15 protein-coding genes are annotated in these 16,442 nt (G+C 69.1%); 8 read left to right on the forward strand and 7 right to left on the reverse strand.

Going from position 1 to position 16,442, the window contains the following annotated elements; translation table 11 throughout:
- Positions 1-15: 15 nt before the first annotated feature.
- The 3 genes from paaG to AVE30378_RS02425 are packed head-to-tail and all read right to left on the reverse strand — an operon-like array spanning position 16 to position 3,162.
- Positions 16-828 (reverse strand): 2-(1,2-epoxy-1,2-dihydrophenyl)acetyl-CoA isomerase PaaG, encoded by an 813-nt coding sequence (gene paaG, locus AVE30378_RS02415; RefSeq protein ID WP_129239176.1) that lies wholly within the window; start codon positions 826-828, stop codon positions 16-18.
- Positions 825-1,937, reverse strand: coding sequence for an acyl-CoA dehydrogenase family protein (locus AVE30378_RS02420; RefSeq protein WP_129239177.1), 1,113 nt, complete (start codon positions 1,935-1,937; stop codon positions 825-827). Before AVE30378_RS02420 ends, paaG begins: the two co-directional genes overlap by 4 nt.
- Before the next feature lie 34 nt (positions 1,938-1,971).
- Complete coding sequence (locus AVE30378_RS02425) at positions 1,972-3,162, reverse strand: acyl-CoA dehydrogenase family protein (RefSeq protein ID WP_129239178.1); 1,191 nt, start codon at positions 3,160-3,162, stop codon at positions 1,972-1,974.
- A gap of 201 nt (positions 3,163-3,363) precedes the next feature.
- Between AVE30378_RS02425 and AVE30378_RS02430 the strand changes: the two genes are divergently transcribed.
- The 5 genes from AVE30378_RS02430 to AVE30378_RS02450 are packed head-to-tail and all read left to right on the forward strand — an operon-like array spanning position 3,364 to position 8,507.
- A complete protein-coding gene (locus AVE30378_RS02430) occupies positions 3,364-3,768 on the forward strand; it encodes a Zn-ribbon domain-containing OB-fold protein (protein ID WP_129239179.1) in 405 nt (134 codons plus the stop codon).
- Entirely contained in the window at positions 3,765-4,937 is a 1,173-nt protein-coding gene (locus AVE30378_RS02435; protein ID WP_129239180.1) for a thiolase, read from the forward strand. The genes AVE30378_RS02430 and AVE30378_RS02435 overlap by 4 nt, the downstream gene beginning before the upstream one ends.
- A 17-nt stretch (positions 4,938-4,954) precedes the next feature.
- Positions 4,955-6,475, forward strand: coding sequence for a class I adenylate-forming enzyme family protein (locus AVE30378_RS02440; RefSeq protein ID WP_129239181.1), 1,521 nt, complete (start codon positions 4,955-4,957; stop codon positions 6,473-6,475).
- 54 nt (positions 6,476-6,529) lie between these two features.
- A complete protein-coding gene (locus tag AVE30378_RS02445; protein ID WP_129239182.1) occupies positions 6,530-7,507 on the forward strand; it encodes a Bug family tripartite tricarboxylate transporter substrate binding protein in 978 nt (325 codons plus the stop codon).
- Between the two features lie 16 nt (positions 7,508-7,523).
- Complete coding sequence (locus tag AVE30378_RS02450; protein ID WP_129239183.1) at positions 7,524-8,507, forward strand: NAD(P)H-dependent flavin oxidoreductase; 984 nt, start codon at positions 7,524-7,526, stop codon at positions 8,505-8,507.
- Between the two features lie 141 nt (positions 8,508-8,648).
- Here the strand turns inward: AVE30378_RS02450 and AVE30378_RS02455 are convergent, their stop codons facing one another.
- Both AVE30378_RS02455 and AVE30378_RS02460 read right to left on the reverse strand, forming a co-directional pair.
- Positions 8,649-9,632: a Bug family tripartite tricarboxylate transporter substrate binding protein gene (locus AVE30378_RS02455; RefSeq protein ID WP_129239184.1), complete on the reverse strand. Its 984-nt coding sequence runs from the start codon at positions 9,630-9,632 to the stop codon at positions 8,649-8,651.
- A 187-nt stretch (positions 9,633-9,819) separates the two neighbouring features.
- The gene (locus AVE30378_RS02460) at positions 9,820-10,719 is read right to left on the reverse strand and encodes a LysR family transcriptional regulator (RefSeq protein WP_129239185.1); all 900 of its coding nucleotides are present in this window, start codon (positions 10,717-10,719) and stop codon (positions 9,820-9,822) included.
- 147 nt (positions 10,720-10,866) lie between these two features.
- Here AVE30378_RS02460 and AVE30378_RS02465 point away from each other — a divergent pair, with 147 nt between their 5' ends.
- From AVE30378_RS02465 to AVE30378_RS02475, 3 genes are read left to right on the forward strand one after another with little or no spacing between them, the layout of a single operon-like run.
- Positions 10,867-11,781, forward strand: coding sequence for an SDR family NAD(P)-dependent oxidoreductase (locus tag AVE30378_RS02465; protein WP_129239186.1), 915 nt, complete (start codon positions 10,867-10,869; stop codon positions 11,779-11,781).
- 7 nt (positions 11,782-11,788) lie between these two features.
- Entirely contained in the window at positions 11,789-12,649 is an 861-nt protein-coding gene (locus tag AVE30378_RS02470; protein ID WP_129239187.1) for a MaoC/PaaZ C-terminal domain-containing protein, read from the forward strand.
- Positions 12,646-13,896 carry a CaiB/BaiF CoA transferase family protein gene (locus AVE30378_RS02475; protein WP_129239188.1) on the forward strand — a complete coding sequence of 417 codons (1,251 nt, stop codon included), beginning with the start codon at positions 12,646-12,648 and terminating at the stop codon, positions 13,894-13,896. The genes AVE30378_RS02470 and AVE30378_RS02475 overlap by 4 nt, the downstream gene beginning before the upstream one ends.
- Positions 13,897-13,989: 93 nt before the next feature.
- On the opposite strand, the gene AVE30378_RS02480 is transcribed toward AVE30378_RS02475, so the two are convergent.
- Positions 13,990-15,513, reverse strand: a complete 1,524-nt coding sequence (locus AVE30378_RS02480; protein WP_129239189.1) for a fumarate hydratase — start codon at positions 15,511-15,513, stop codon at positions 13,990-13,992.
- Positions 15,514-15,609: 96 nt separating this feature from the next.
- Positions 15,610-16,377 carry a crotonase/enoyl-CoA hydratase family protein gene (locus AVE30378_RS02485; RefSeq protein ID WP_129239190.1) on the reverse strand — a complete coding sequence of 256 codons (768 nt, stop codon included), beginning with the start codon at positions 16,375-16,377 and terminating at the stop codon, positions 15,610-15,612.
- Positions 16,378-16,442: the final 65 nt, after the last annotated feature.

Genomic DNA, 16,442 nt, shown 5'->3' on the forward strand with positions numbered 1-16,442 from the left:
CGCCCCCGGGCCGCGTCACTTGCCGGTGAAGACGGGCGGACGCTTCCCGGCGAACGCCCGCATGCCTTCCAGGTAGTCCTCGGTATGGCCAAGCTCGCGCTGCAGGCGGCATTCCAGGTCGAACTGCTGCGCCAGCGTATTGCCGCTGGACGCATGCAGCGCCGCCTTGGTGGCCGCGTACGCGCGCGTGGGGCCGGCCGCCAGCGTGGCCTCCACATCGGCCAGCGTGTCCGCCAGGGCGGCGTCCGGCACCGCGCGCCAGATCAATCCCCAGGACTCCGCCTGCGCGGCGCTCACGGCTTCGCCGAACAGCGCCGCGCCCATCGCCCGGGCCGAACCGACCAGGCGCGGCAGGAACCAGGTGCCGCCCGCATCGGGCAGCAGCCCGATCTTGCTGAAGGCCTGGATGAAGCGGGCGGATTCCACGGCGTACACCACGTCGCAGGCCAGCACCAGGCTCGCGCCCGCCCCGGCCGCGACGCCGTTCATGATGCACACCACCGGCACGGGCAAGGCGCGCAGGCGCTCGATGAGGGGCCGGTAGCGCTTCTCGAGCCCCTCGCCCAGGTCGCGGCGCGAGCCGTCTTCCACCGGCTTGCGTTCGCTCAGGTCCTGTCCGGCGCAGAACCCGCGGCCGGCGCCGGTGATGACCAGGCCGCGCAGGCCGGGCTCGGCCTCCAGCGTGTCCAGCGCCCGCGCCAGTTCGGCGTGCATGATTTCGGTGAAGCTGTTCAGGCGGCCGGGCCGGTTGAGCGTGATGCGGCCCACGCCGTTTTCCAGCGTGAAGAGGATTTGCGTGTAATCGCCGCCGGGTGCCGCGGCCGTCATGCCAGCGCCTCCAGGACGGCCAGTTGTTCGGCGGTGTCGCCCAGCAACTGGTCCACGACGGTCAGGCGCTTGAAGTAATCGCCCACCTCCAGTTCGTCCGTCATGCCCATGCCGCCATGCAGTTGCACGGCCATCTGCGCCACCAGCCGGCCCGCTCGCGCGGCCTCCAGCTTGGCCGAGGCGATCATGCGCCGGCGCTGCGCGGCGTCGGGCTCGGTCAGGGCCGCCACCGCGACGTACGCCATCGACAAGGCCAGTTCCTTGGCCACCAGCATCTCGGCCAGGCGGTGCTGCAGCGCCTGGAAGGCCGCCAGCGGCTGGCCGAACTGCTTGCGGGTCTTCAGGTATTCGACGGTGATCTCCAGCAGGCGCTCCATGGCGCCCGCGGCATGCGCGCACAAGGCCGCGGCGCCCCATTGCAGGGCCTGGGCCAGGGCGTTTTCGGCCGCCTCGCCTTGCGCCAGCAGGGCGTCGGGCGGCAAGGCCACGCCGTCCAGGTCCAGCCGGGCGCAGCGCGCGCCGTCCAGCGTGGGGGTGTCCGTCACGCGCACGCCCGCCGCGTCCGCCGGCACCGCCAGCAGCACCGCGCGCCCGTCGGCGCCGCGCGCGCTCACCAGCCAGGCGGACGCCGCCGCGCCGTGCCAGACCAGGTGCTTGGCGCCGTCCAGCCGCCAGCCGTCGGCGGTTTCGGCGGCGCGGCAGTCCTGCGGATCGGTGTCGTAGCGGCGCCCCGGCTCCTGGTAGGCCACGCTGACGATGGCCTCGCCCGCCGCGATCGGCGGCAGCCAGCGGTCCCGCGCCGCGCCGCCGCAGGCGTCGATCAGCGCGGCGCCCATGACGGCGCTGGGGATGACGGGTTCGGATACCAGCCCCCGCCCCAGCTCCAGGTGCACCGGCAGCAGGCTGGCCGGCACCTCGCCGAACCCGCCGAAATCCTGGGCAATGTTCAGGCCCAGCACGCCCAGTTCGGCCAGCGCGCTCCAGGCCCGCCGGTCCAGCGCGCCGGCGGCCTGCCGGGCGCGGCGCTCGGGGAAGGTCCATGCCTGGTCCACCAGGCGGCGCAGGCTGTCGGCCAGCATGCGCTGTTCTTCGGTGTAGATGAAATCCATGCGTCGTGTTCCTGTCGGATTGCGCCCGGCCGGCCTACAGGCCCAGCACCTGGCGGGCGATGATGCCCTTCTGCACTTCGGTGGTGCCGCCGTAGATGGAGGTCTTGCGCATGTCGGCATAGCCCGCGCCCGCGGCCGCGGCCATCTCGGGGCCGGGGCCTTGCCAGTTGGCGTCGGCGAACATCCAGTCCGGGTCGTACGGCCAGGCGTCCGGCCCCGCCACCTCCATCTGCAGCATGGCCAGGTCCTGCTGGATTTCGGAGCCGCGTATCTTCAGCACCGAGGCCTCCGGACCGGGCGAGCCGTCGTTGCTGGCCGCCACCCGCAGCAGCAGCATTTCCAGCGCCATGATGTCCACCTCGATGCGGGAGATCCGGTCGCGCACGCGGCTGTCCGCCAGCAAGGGGCGGCCGCGCGAACGGGCATGCTCCGCCATGCGCTTCAGGATGCCCAGTTCGCGATGGCAATGGCCCAGCCCGGCGATGCCGGTGCGCTCGTGGCCCAGCAGGTACTTGGCGTAGGTCCAGCCCTGGTTCTCCTCGCCGACCAGGTTCTCGGCGGGCACGCGCACGTTTTCCAGCCATACCTCGTTGACGTCGTGGCCGCCGTCCAGCGTGCGGATGGGACGCACGGTGACGCCCGGCGCGCGCATGTCCAGCAGCAGCATCGAAATGCCGCGCTGCGCCCGCGCGCCGGAGTCGGTGCGCGCCAGGCAGAACATCCAGTCGGCGTACTGCGCCAGCGTGGTCCAGGTCTTCTGGCCGTTGACCACGTAGTCGTCGCCGTCGCGTTCGGCGCGCGTCTTCAGCGAGGCCAGGTCGGACCCGGAGCCCGGCTCGGAATAGCCCTGGCACCACCAGTCCTCGACCCGCGGAATCCGCGGCAGGAAGCGGGCCTGCTGTTCGGCGCTGCCGTACTTCATCAGGACGGGACCGATCATGGACAGCCCGAAAGGCAGCAGGCGCGGCGCGCCCGCCTTGAAGCACTCCACCTCGAAAATCAGGCGCTGCATCGCGTTCCAGCCGGTGCCGCCGTGCTCGGCGGGCCAGTTCGGCGCGCCCCAGCCCCGGTCGGCCAGGATGTTGTGCCAGCGCACGTAGTCGTCGCGTTCCAGCCGCTGATGCCGCAGCACCTTGCCGCGGATGTCGTCCGGCAGCTTGGCCTCGGCGAACGCGCGCACCTCTTCTCGGAACAGGCGCTCTTGCGGCGTCCAGGTCAGGTTCATGGTCTACCTCCTTTTCCCGGTATCTAGCCATGGTCCGGCCGGCTGGGCAATCTGCCTCTCCCGAAGACCGGCTTCGGGCTGGGTGTAGGGCGCCCTGCCACTACGGGCCGGCGGAAGGCCTGCTTCAGCAATGAAGAATGGCCCAACGCGGCGGCAGTGCCGACACTAGGGCCTGTTGACGTTAAAGGGCCTCACCGCATCATGACCGTTCCCCATCACCCGGAAGCCGCGCCGCAGGGCGTCGAGGCGCAGTACCGCCAGGCGCTCGACCAGGGCCGCTTCCTCATCCAGCATTGCGCCGGCTGCGACCGCGCCGTGTTCTATCCCCGCATGATCTGCCCGCATTGCGGCGCCGACGCGCTCGCCTGGATCGAGCCGGACGGACGCGGCACCGTCTACGCCACCACCGTCGTGCGGCGCAAGCCCGACGCGGGCGGCGACTACAACGTGGCGCTGGTGGACCTGCGGGAAGGCGTCAGGCTGATGAGCCGCGTGGAAGGCGTGGCGCCCGAGGCCGTGCGCATCGGCATGCCGGTGCGCGCCCAGGTGGCGCGGCAGGACGGGCATGGCCTGGTGGTGTTCGTTCCCAACAAGGAGGCGCAATGAAGCTCGACGATTTGCGCGGCGCCGTGGCGGTGGCCGGCGTGGGCCACGCCGGCCTGGGGCAGGCCGCGGGCTACACCGAAATGGAAATCCTGGTGCAGGCCGCGCAGCGCGCGGTGGCCGACGCCGGGCTCTCGATGCGCGACATCGACGGCCTCTGCACCGCCAGCGTGGCGGCGCCGATGTGGGCGATGCCGGTCATCGAACACCTGGGCATCCGGCCCACCTTCATCGACAGCACGATGCTGGGCGGCTCCAGTTTCGTCGCGCACCTGATGCCGGCGCTGCACGCGCTGGCATCGGGCCAGTGCAACGCCGTGCTGGTCTGCTACGGCAGCACCCAGCGCACGTCCACGCTCAGCCGGGCCGAGATCGGCCGGGTGCGCAGGCAGTTCGATCCCCAACCCTACGAAACGCCCTACGACCCGCTCAGCCCGCTGTCCTCCTATGCGCTGGCCGCCTCGCGCCACATGCACCAGTACGGCACGCGCCGCGAACACCTGGCGCAGGTGGCGCTGGCCGCCAATCAGTGGGCCCAGTTGAATCCGGAAGCGCAGTTGCGCGAGCCTGCGACGCTGGATCAGATCCTGTCCTCGCGCATGGTGTCCGACCCCTTGAGCGTGCGCGACTGCTGCCTGGTGACCGATGGCGCGGGCGCCTATGTGCTGGTGCGCGCAGACCGCGCGCGCGACCTTCCCCGCCCGCCCGTCTATGTGCTGGGCAACGCCACGGCGGTCTGGAACCGGCAGATATCGTCCATGGAGGACCTGACCGTCACGGCTGCCGCCGAGTCGGGCCGACGCGCCTTCGACATGGCGCGGGTGGCGCCCGGCGATATCGACGTCGTCGAACTCTACGACGCCTTCACCATCAACACGCTGCTCTTCCTGGAAGACCTGGGCTTCTGCGCCAAGGGCGAAAGCAAGGACTTCATCGCGGACGGCGCGATCGCCCCGGGCGGCAGGCTGCCCGTGAACACCAACGGCGGCGGGCTGTGCTGCGTGCATCCGGGCATGTACGGCGTCTTCATCATGATCGAGGCGGTCCGGCAATTGCGCGGCGAATGCGGCGCGCGCCAGGTCTCCGGCGCGCAACTGGCGCTGGTGCACGGCAACGGCGGCACGCTGTCCAGCCAGTCCACGGCCGTCCTGGGCACCCAGGCCACGCTTTGAACCACGCGATTCCGTCGATGCCCCAAGCCGCCCCCCACACCCGTATCCATCACGTGCTGGCGCAGCAGGCAAGCCAGCGGCCCGACGCCATCTTCCTGTACGAGGAAGGCGGTGGCATCCTGACTTACGCGCAGTTCTGGCAGCGCGCGCAGGACGTGGCCCGATGGCTGGAACAACAGGGTGTGCGCCCCGGCCACCGCGTGATGACGGTGGGCGAAAACTGCGGCGCCATGATCGCGGCCCTGTTCGGCTGCAGCCTGGCGGGGGCCTGGCCGGTGGGCGTGAACGCCCGCCTTTCCGCCCGCGAAATCGAGAACATCCGCCTGCATGCGCGGCCGGAATTGACGCTCTACACCACCGGCGCCTCCCCGGCCGCGCTCGCCCATGCCGACGCCGCGGGCGCGGGCGACGCCGCGCCCGCCGTCTGGGGGCCGGGCGTGCAGGTCTCCCGGGCGGACACGCCCACGGCCCCGGAAGCGGATGGGCAGGCGGGCGAAGTCGCCACCCTGATCTACACGTCCGGCACGACCGGCGCGCCCAAGGGCGTCATGGTTCCGCACCGGGGCCTGCTGCACTTCGCCCGCGTGTCGGCGGCGTCGCGCCGCCTGACCCCGCAGGACATCGGCTACGCGGCGCTGCCCATGTCGCATATCTTCGGGATCGCCACCGTGCTGATGGCCACCGCGCATGCCGGCGCCAGCCTGGTGCTGCGCAGCCGCTTCGATCCGGCGGACGCGTTCAAGGCGCTGGCATGCCCCGGCGTCAGCATTCTGCAGGGCGTGCCCACCATGTTCAGCCGCATGATGGCCGCGGCGCCGCCCCGGACCGAGCTGCGCGCGCCCGCGCTGCGGTACGTGTACACCGGCGGCGCGGCGCTGGATCCCACCCAGAAGCGCGACGTCGAACGCTATTTCGGCGTGCCGATGCACCATGGCTACGGCATCACCGAATACGCCGGCTCCATGTTCATCACCGACATCGACGCGCCCCGCGCCGACTGCTCCGCGGGCTTCGCGGTGGAGGGCGTGGAGCTGCGCATCGGAACGCCGGACAGCGGCACGCCCCAGCCGGGCGAACGCGGAAACATCCTGATCCGGGGGCCCGGCGTCATGCTCGGCTACTACCGGGACCCGGCGCAGACAGCGCAGACCCTGCTGCCCGGAGGCTGGCTCGATACCGGCGATATCGGCTTCATCGACGCCGGCGGCGCGCTGTTCATCTCGGGCCGCTCCAAGGACCTGATCATCCGTTCCGGCTTCAACGTCTATCCGATCGAAGTCGAATCGGTCATCAACGCCTTTCCCGGCGTGCGCCTGTCCGCCGTGGTGGGCCGCGCAACGGAAGACCAGAACGAGGAAGTCATCGCCTTCGTGGAACCCCTGGCCGGCGCCGCGCTCGACATCCGGCTGCTGACGCTGCACCTGCGCGCCCAGTTGGCGCCCTACAAGCGGCCGGCCCAGATCATTCCCATCGACACGATTCCCACCACCGTCAGCGGCAAGATCCTGAAGCAGCCGCTGAGAGAAAGGCTGGCGTAGAGCGAACGGAAGCTCCGCTCGGCGACCGGCCCAAGCACACAAGGAGACATGAGCATGCGCATCAAGACCCTGTTCGCCGCGGCAGCCGCCACGGCGGCGATCGCCATCGGCCAGTCGGCCTGGGCCCAGGCCGCCTACCCGGACCGCCCCATCCGCCTGCTGGTGGGCTACGCCCCCGGCGGCCCCGTGGACACCACGGCCCGCGTGTTCGCCAAGTACCTGGGCGACAAGCTGGGCCAGGCCGTCGTCGTGGAGAACCGCGCCGGCGCCAGCGGCATGATCGCCTCGGACGCCACCGCCAAGGCGGCTCCCGACGGCTACCTGCTGGGCTTCGCCGCCAGCCCCACCCTCACCATGTCGCCGCTGGTCCAGCGCAGCAAGCTGTTCGACCCGCGCAAGGACTTCTCGCTGATCGGGCTGGTCGTGGACTATGCCAACGTGCTGCTGATCGGCCCGCAGATTCCCGCCACGAACGTGGGCGAACTCGTCAGCTACGCGCGCGCGCATCCCGACGCGGTCTCCTTCGGATCGGCCGGCATCGGCGCCTCCAACCACCTGTCCGCGGAGCTGCTGAAAAAACAGGCCGAGGCGCCGATGCTGCACGTGCCCTATCGCGGCAATTCCCCCGCCATGATGGACGTGGTGAGCGGCAAGGTGACGTTCATGTTCGACATCACCAGCACCGCCATTCCCTTCATCAAGAGCGGCAAGGCCCGCGCGCTCGCGGTCACGTCCAGGACGCGCAACCCCGAACTGCCCGACGTGCCCACGATGATCGAGGCCGGCATGAAGGACTATGAAGTCGTCGGCTGGTACGCGCTGGTCGGGCCGAAGCAACTGCCGGACGCCGTCTCGGCGCGCCTGGCCCGGACCCTGGCGGACGTTTCCAAGGACCCCGCGTTCCGCCAGGCCATGACCGATGGCGGCTACGCCATCAATAACGGCGATTCGACAGCCTTGCAGGCCCGCATCGACCGCGAGTACGCCTTGTGGTCCGACGTCATCCGCAACGCCAATATCCAGGCCAACTGAAGCCCTCTGGAGCGCCATGAAGAACCCGACGCTCGCGCTGCGCGCCCAAACCCGCCTGCCGGTCATCGGCGCCCCCATGTTCCTGGTATCGGGCCCCGAACTCGTGATCGCGCAATGCGGCGCGGGCATCATCGGAACGTTTCCGTCCCTCAACGCCCGGCCGCGGGAACAACTGCACGGCTGGATCACCCGCATCGAGGAAGGCCTGGCGGCGCGGCGCCGCGCCGATCCCGCGGCCAAGGTGGCGCCGTATGGCGTGAACCTGATCGTCCATCCCAGCAATGCGCGCTGGCAAGGCGATCTCGACATCTGCGCCGAGCGCCGCGTGCCGCTGCTCATCACCTCGCTGCAAGCGCCCGAGGCGGCGGTCCGCGCCATGCATCCGCAAGGCGGCCTGGTCTTTCACGACGTCACCAACGTGCGCCATGCCAAGCGCGCGCTCGATGCCGGCGTGGACGGCCTGATCCTCGTGGCCGCCGGCGCGGGCGGCCACGCCGGCCAGGTGAACCCGATCGCGCTGGTGAACGAGATCCGCGCCTTCTACGACGGCCCGCTGGCGCTGTCGGGCTGCGTCAGCCATGGCAAGGACATCCTGGCCGCGCAAGTGATGGGCTGCGATTTCGCCTACATGGGCACGCGCTTCATCGCCACGCGGGAGTCGCTGGCCGGCGACGCCTACCGGGAAATGGTGCTGCGGGCCCAGGCGGCCGACGTGGTCTATACCCCGTACTTCTCGGGCGTGCCGGCGAACTACCTGGCGGCCAGCATCGTGGCGGCGGGGCTCGACCCCGCCGCGCTGGCCGCGCATGGCGAAGCCCCGCCGCCGAACCTGGACAAAAACTCCCGACCCAAGGCCTGGAAAGACGTCTGGAGCGCGGGCCAGGGCGTGGGCGCGGCGCAGGAGATCCTTCCGGTGGAAACGCTGGTGGCGCAGTTGGAAGCGGAATACCTGGGCGCGCGAGAAGCGGTAGCCCTTCGTGCCGGACACCTCAGTGTCTGACACCCGTACGAGACGCACTCCATTTCGCCCTGTCGTCTCCCGGGTGTCTGACACATTCTGTGCCGTATGGTGTCAGACACCCGGGAGGCGTCGGATCAGAGCGACGGTCGTCTCGTACGGGTGTCAGACACGGAGCCGCTCCTATTCCAGCTTGATCCCCGCCGTCTTGATCACGTCGCGCCACTTCACGATCTCGGCCTGGACGAATTCGCCGAACTGCGCCGGCGTGCCGGGCCGGGGTTCCGCTCCCGCCGCGATCATGCCCTGGGCCGTGGCGGGATCCGACAGCACCTTCACCATGTCGGCGTTCAGGCGGCCGACGATGTCGGCCGGCGTGCCCTTCGGCGCCATCACGCCGCTCCACGAATACGCCTCGTAGCCCGGCAGCCCCGACTCCGCGATCGTGGGCACATCGGGCAGCATGTCCGAGCGCTGCGGGTTGCCGACGCCCAGGGCCCGCACCTTGTCCGCCTTCAGGTGCGGCACGGCGGACGGGCCGTCGGCGAACATCACCTGCACCTGCCCGCCCAGCAGGTCCTGCATCGCGGGCGCGCTGCCCCGGTACGGAACATGCTGGATCTTCACCCCCGCCATGGCGTTGAAGAGTTCACCCGCCAGGTGCGTGCCGCCGCCGGTGCCGGACGAGCCGAAGGACAGCTTGCCGGGATTGGCCTTCGCGTAGGCGATCAGTTCGCCGACGGAATTCACCGGCAGCGACGGGTTGACCACCAGCACGATGGGAAACACCGCCGCCATGCCCACCGGCTCGAAATCGCGGCGGATGTCGTAGCTGAGGTTCTCGCGCAGACTGGGCAGCACCGCGTGGTGAATGGAGGCGAAGAAGAAGCTGTAGCCGTCGGGCTCGGCCTTGGCCGCGAATTGCGCGCCCACGATGCCGCCCGCGCCGGAGCGGTTGTCCACGACGGTGGGAACGGACCACAACTGGCCCAGCGGCTGAGTGGTGAAACGGGCGGTGGTGTCCACCGGCCCGCCCGCCGGAAAAGGCACGATGAAGGTCACGGCGTGGCCCGGCCAGGCAGCGGCCCGGGCCCAGGACGGAAGAACGGCGGCGGCGCATGCGGCGCCCAGCCCCGCGATGGCGCGGCGGCGTTGAGTATCGATCACGGCTGTCTCCTGGGTCTTTTTTTTCACGGCCAGGACCCGGGGACCCGCGCCTGCCGCGCCGCTTATTATTTTCCGAATGCGCGCGGCCGCCGCTACACATTTCCGGAAGCCCCTCTTTCGCATGACGCCGGCGTTCGGTCACCGGACACTATCTGCCGGATGGCGCGGCGCGGACAGGCCCCGCCCGCTACTGCCCGCGCGCGGCGCGCTGCAGATGGCCGATGAAACACTCCGCGAAACTGGGCAGGTCGCGGCCGCGCTGGCGGCACAGCAGCCGGTCGCGCAAGGCCCAGGGATCGTTCAGCTTCAGCACGTGCAGCGCGTCGGGGCGGCTGTAGCGCGCCGCGCAGGCGCGCGGCACCACGGCGATGCCGGCCCCAGCCGCCACCATCCGGCATACCGCCTCGAAGCTGCCCACGTGCACGCGTTGGCAGATGCGCTTTCCGAGGCCGCTGGCGATGTCTTCGAGAAAGGTCTGGATGGCGCTGTCCGGGTGGATGCCCACGAACTGGTAGGCATCCACCAGGTCCGCGAAATGCGCCGATTCCTGCGACGCGAGCGGATGGTCCAGCGCCGTCACCACGGTGAGTTCGTCGCGGAACAGCGGCGTAACGTCCAGGCCTTCCACGTCGATGTTGCCGGCCACCAGCCCCAGATCGCCCGCGCCCGCGCGGATCGCGATGACGATGTCGCCCGAGATCTTCTCTTCCAGTTCCACGTCCACGTCGGGGTTTTCCGCAAGAAACGTGGACAGCGCGTCGGCAAGAAAGGAATTGGTGGCCGTGGTGTTGGCCAGCAGGCGCAAGCGCCCCTTCAGGCCGCTCGCATAAGGCTGGAGATCCGCGTGCAGGCACTCGAGCTGGCGGAAGACGGCGTTGGCGTGCTTGAGCAGCACCTCGCCGGCCGGCGTCAGCGCGACGCCGGTGGCCATGCGCACCAGCAGCCGCGCCTTGAACGCCTCTTCCATGTTCTTCACCCGGGCGCTCGCCGCCGGGAGGGACAGGAAGGTCCGTTCCGCGGCGCGGGTCAGGTTGAGTGTTTCCCCCACGTTCAGAAACAAACGCAGGTCGGTCAGGTCATGTCTCATGTTCCACCACGCAGAAGGGGGGCATTTCTAATTTTGAATTCTGCGAATGCCTTGCCGAATCTACCATGGGGCATTCCCGTAAACCAGACGGGTTGATGCGGAACTGTTTTCCACGCGGCATCTGCCGCAGCACAGGAGTCAGCTTCAATGAGCGGCATAGTTTCCGGCAAGGTAGTGATCGTTACGGGCGCGGGCGGCGGCATCGGCCGCGGCATCGCGCTGGCCATGGCGCAGGCCGGCGCCAAGGTGGTCGTGAACGATATCGGCGTATCGCTGACCGGCGAAGGCGGCGCGGAAGGCCCGGCGCAGGCGGTGGTCAAGGAAATCGTCGCGGCGGGCGGGCAGGCCGTGGCCAACACCGACAGCGTGGCCGCCTACGACAGCGCCAGCCGCTGCGTGCAGACGGCGATCGACGCGTTCGGCCGCCTCGACGCCGTGGTCAACAACGCCGGCAATCTGCGCGACCGGGTTTTCCACAAGATGAGCGAAGAGGAATGGCGCCAGGTGCTCGACGTGCACCTGAACGGCTCGTTCTTCATGAGCCGCGCCGCCGCGCCCTACTTCCGCGAACAGGAATCCGGGGCGTTCGTGCACATGACGTCCACGTCCGGACTCATCGGCAATTTCGGACAGGCGAACTACGCGGCGGCCAAGCTCGGCATCGTGGCCCTGTCCAAATCCATCGCGCTCGACATGGCGCGCTACAACGTCCGCTCCAACTGCATCGCGCCGTTCGCCTGGAGCCGCATGACCAGCTCGATCCCTGCGGAAACCGACGAAGAGAAAGCGCGCGTCGAGAAGCTGAAGAAAATGGAGGCCGGCAAGGTCGCGCCCATGGCCGTTTATCTCGCCAGCGACGCGGCCAGCGAGATCACCGCGCAGATCTTCGCCGTGCGCGCCAACGAGATCATGCTGATGAGCCAGCCGCGGCCGCTGCGCACCGTGCACCACGGCGAAGGCTGGACGCCCGAGCGCATCGCGGAAATCGCGGTGCCCGCCATGCGCAAGCACTTCTACGCGTTGGAGCGTTCGCCCGACGTGATCGACTGGGATCCCATCTGAGGCCGCCATGCCCCTGGACTACGCAACCGTGAAGGACTGGCGCTTCGACGACGTGCGCCAGCGCTACGACGAGAAAGACACCATGCTGTATGCGCTGGGCATCGGCCTGGGGCAGGACCCCGAAGACGCCGGCCAGTTGCGCTATGTCTACGAAAAGGGCCTGCAGGCCTTTCCCACGCTGAGCGTGGTGCTGGGCTACCCGGGCTTCTGGGTCCAGGACCCCCGCGCCGGCATCGACTGGGTCAAGGTGGTGCACGGCGAACAGCGGCTGACCCTGCACGCGCCGCTGCCGGCCGCGGGCTTGGTCACGGGCAAGAGCCGCAACACGCACGTGATCGACAAGGGCGCGGACAAGGGCGCCATCGTCGTCACCGAACGCACCCTGCACGGCGAGGACGGCGCCTGCCTGGCCACCTTGCAGCAAAGCACCTTCTGCCGCGGCGACGGCGGCTTCGGCCAGGGCGACGCCAGCCCGCCGGCCCTGCCCGCCGCGCCCGGCGGCGAACCGGACCTGCGCTGCGAACTCCGCATTCCGCCCAACGCCGCCCTGCTGTACCGGCTGAACGCCGACCGCAATCCTCTGCACGCCGACCCGGAGGTGGCGCGGCGGGCCGGCTATCCCCGGCCCATCCTGCACGGGCTGTGCTCGTACGGCGTGGCGGCGCACGCGATCGTGAAAACCTGCTGCGGCTACGACGCCTCGCGCCTGGCCAGCCTGAACGCGCGCTTCTCGGCGCCCGTGTATCCCGGCGAAACCCTGCAATGCGACCTGTGGCGGATGCCGGACGGGCAGATCCGCTTCCTGGCGCGAGCCCGCGAACGCAATGTCGTCGTGCTGAACAACGGCACCGCGGAGCTGCGGCCATGACGCGGCCGCCCGCTCTCGACGGCATCCGCGTGCTGGACCTCTCGCGCATCCTGGCCGGCCCGTGGTGCACGCAGAACCTGGCCGACCTGGGCGCCGACGTCATCAAGGTCGAACGTCCGCGCGTGGGCGACGATACGCGCGCCTGGGGCCCGCCCTTCCTCAAGGACGGCGACGGCCAGGACACCAACGAATCCGCCTACTACCTCAGCGCCAACCGCAACAAGCGCTCGATCGAGGCCGACATGGCCACGCCGGAAGGCGCGGCGCTGATCCGCGAACTGGCGGCAGTCAGCGACATCCTCGTCGAGAACTTCAAGGTGGGCGGCCTGGCCAAGTACGGCCTGGACTACGAGAGCCTGAAGGCGATCAATCCGCGCCTGATCTATTGCTCGGTCACGGGGTTCGGGCAGGACGGCCCCTACGCCCAGCGTCCCGGCTACGACTTCATGATCCAGGGCATGGGCGGCCTGATGAGCATCACCGGAGAACGCGACGACCTGCCCGGCGGCGGCCCGCAGAAGGCGGGCGTGGCGGTGACGGACATCGTCACCGGCATGTACGCCACCGTGGCGGTGCTGGCGGCCCTGCACGAGCGCCACCGCAGCGGCCTGGGGCAACACCTGGACATCGCCCTGCTGGACAGCCACGTGGCCCTGCTGGCCAACCAGAACTCCAACTACTTCAACTCCGGGGTGGCGCCCACGCGCGCCGGCAACGCGCACCAGAACGTGGTGCCCTACCAGGTGTTCGCCGCCAGCGACGGCCACCTGATCGTGGCCACGGGCAATGAATCGCAATACCGCGCATATTGCGCCGCCATCGGCGCGCGCGAGCTGGGAGACGACCCGCGCTTCGCCACCAACCGCCTGCGCGTGGCCAACCGCGAAACGCTGGTCGGCATCCTCGCGGCGATCATGCGGCAGGGCCGCCGCGACGACTGGATTGCCAGGCTGGAAGCCGTAGGCGTGCCCTGCGGCCCCATCAATAACATCGCGCAGGCCTTCGCGCACCCGCAGGCGCAGGCGCGCCAGTTGCGCCGCGACCTGCCCCATCCGGCCGGCGGAGCCGCCGCCGTCACCGCCAGTCCGCTGCGGTTTTCGGCCTCGCCGGTCGCGTACCGCCGCGCCCCGCCGCTGCTGGGCGAGCACACCGAAGAAGTGCTGCGCGACGTGCTGGGGAAATCGCCCCAGGCGATTGCCGCGTTCAAGGCGGCCACAGAAAAAGTGTCTGACACCCGACGAGACTGACTTCAGTTCACAGGGATATCTCAGGGGTGTCAGACACCCGCGCAAAAAAAAAACGGCCGCTGAAACCAGCGGCCGTTTTCCTGTCAGGTCGGCTTACGCCACGGCGACCGGGATCTTCCCGATCTTGGCCTGCCATTCCTTCGGGCCCGTCGTGTGGACCGAGGTGCCCTGGGCGTCGACCGCCACGGTCACCGGCATGTCCTTCACGTCGAACTCGTAGATGGCTTCCATGCCCAGGTCGGCGAAGCCCAGCACCTTGGCGCCGCGGATCGCCTTGGACACCAGGTAGGCGGCGCCGCCGACGGCCATCAGGTAGGCCGAGCCGTGCTTCTTGATGGACTCGATCGCGACCGGGCCGCGCTCGGACTTGCCGATCATGGAGATCAGGCCGGTCTGCTCCAGCATCATGTCGGTGAACTTGTCCATGCGGGTGGCGGTGGTGGGGCCGGCCGGGCCGACCACTTCGTCGCGCACCGGATCGACCGGGCCGACGTAGTAGATGACGCGGTTGGTGAAGTCCACGGGCAGCGGCTCGCCCTTGGCCAGCATGTCCTGGATGCGCTTGTGCGCCGCGTCGCGGCCGGTCAGCATCTTGCCCGACAGCAGCAGGGTCTGGCCCGGCTTCCAACTGGCGACTTCTTCCTTGGTCAGCGTGTTCAGGTCGACCTGCTTGGACTTGTTGTAGTCCGGCGCCCAGTGCACTTCCGGCCACTCGGACAGCGACGGCGGGTCCAGGCGCGCGGGGCCCGAGCCGTCCAGCTCGAAATGCGCGTGGCGCGTGGCGGCGCAGTTCGGGATCATGGCGACGGGCTTGGAGGCCGCATGCGTCGGGAAGGTGCTGATCTTGACGTCGAGCACGGTCGTCAGGCCGCCCAGGCCCTGCGCGCCGATGCCCAGCGCGTTGACCTTTTCATACAGTTCGATGCGCAGCTCTTCCAGCTTGTTCTGCGGGCCGCGGGCCAGCAGCTCGTACATGTCGATGTCTTCCATCAGCGACTGCTTGGCCATCAGCATGGCCTTTTCGGCGGTGCCGCCGACGCCGATGCCCAGCATGCCCGGGGGGCACCAGCCGGCGCCCATCGTCGGAACGGTCTTCAGCACCCAGTCCACCAGCGAATCGCTGGGGTTCAGCATGGCGAACTTGGTCTTGTTTTCCGAACCGCCGCCCTTGGATGCGATCTGCACGTCGACCTTGTCGCCCTGGACAAGTTCGACGTGCAGGATACAGGGCGTGTTGTCGCGCGTGTTCTTGCGGGCGAACAGCGGATCGTCCAGCACCGAGGCGCGCAAGGGATTGTCCGGGTTCAGGTAGCCGCGGCGCACGCCTTCGTCACAGAGCTCTTGCAGGGTGCGCTTGGTGTCGAAGCGCACGCTCATGCCGATCTTCAGGAAGACGTTGACGATGCCGGTGTCCTGGCACAGCGGACGCTTGCCTTCGGCGCACATGCGCGAATTCGTCAGGATCTGCGCCATCGCGTCGCGCGCGGCCGGGCTTTCCTCGCGCTCGTAGGCGCGCGCCAGATGGCGGATGTAATCCACGGGGTGGTAATAGCTGATGAACTGGATCCCGTCGGCGATCGACTGGATGAAGTCTTCTTCTTTAATGATGACGGACATGGCAATTGACTGTCTGGATGGAAAACGTGAAAACGCGGCCGGCGGGGCCGGCCGCGCGCTAGGGATGGAACGTTCTTTTCTTGCCTGGAGGCCTTTTCACTTGCCTTGCCAGACGGGCTTGCGCTTCTCGGCGAAGGCGGTCGCGCCTTCCTTGGCGTCGGCGGACGAAAAGATGTGGGCGATCAGCGGGCGCTGGCGGTCGAACATGCCTTCCTGGTCCCAATCGCCGGACTGCGACACGATGCTCTTGGCGGTCTGCACGGCCAGCGGGCCGTTCTCGACGATGGCGCGCGCCAGTTCCAGGGCGCCGGCCAGGGCGCCGCCCGGCTCGGTCAGGCGGTTGACCAGGCCGAAAGCGTGGGCGCGCTCGGCCGTCAGCATTTCGCCGGTCAGGATGACTTCCATGGCGATGTGGTACGGCAGGCGGCGCGGCAGGCGCAGCATGCCGCCGGCGCCGGCCACCAGGCCGCGCTTGACTTCGGGCAGGCCGAACTTGGCGTTGCTGGCGGCCACGATCAGGTCGGAAGCCAGGGCCATTTCGCAGCCCCCCGCCAGCGCGTAGCCTTCGACGGCGGCGATCAGCGGTTTCTTCGGCGGCTTTTCGTTCAGGCCGGCAAAACCGCGGCCTTCCACGTACGGACGCTGTCCCGATTTAGCGAAGGCCTTCAGGTCCATGCCCGACGAAAACGTGCCGCCGCCGCCCGTCAGGATGCCGATGCGGATGTCGTCGCGGCTGTCCAGTTGGTCCAGCGCGGCGGCCATGGCCTGCGCGGTTTCCAGGTTGATGGCGTTCTTGGCTTCGGGGCGGTTGATCGTGATGATCTGGATGCCGTCGGTGACTTCCACCGTGATCAGGTCGGACATGGGGCTGCTCCTTCTCGGGATTTCTCGGAAATCGCGGGTTTTGATCGGATTCCGGGTTTTATATA

The sequence above is a fragment of the Achromobacter veterisilvae genome, from assembly GCF_900496975.1.
In the GTDB taxonomy this organism is placed as follows: domain Bacteria; phylum Pseudomonadota; class Gammaproteobacteria; order Burkholderiales; family Burkholderiaceae_B; genus Achromobacter; species Achromobacter veterisilvae.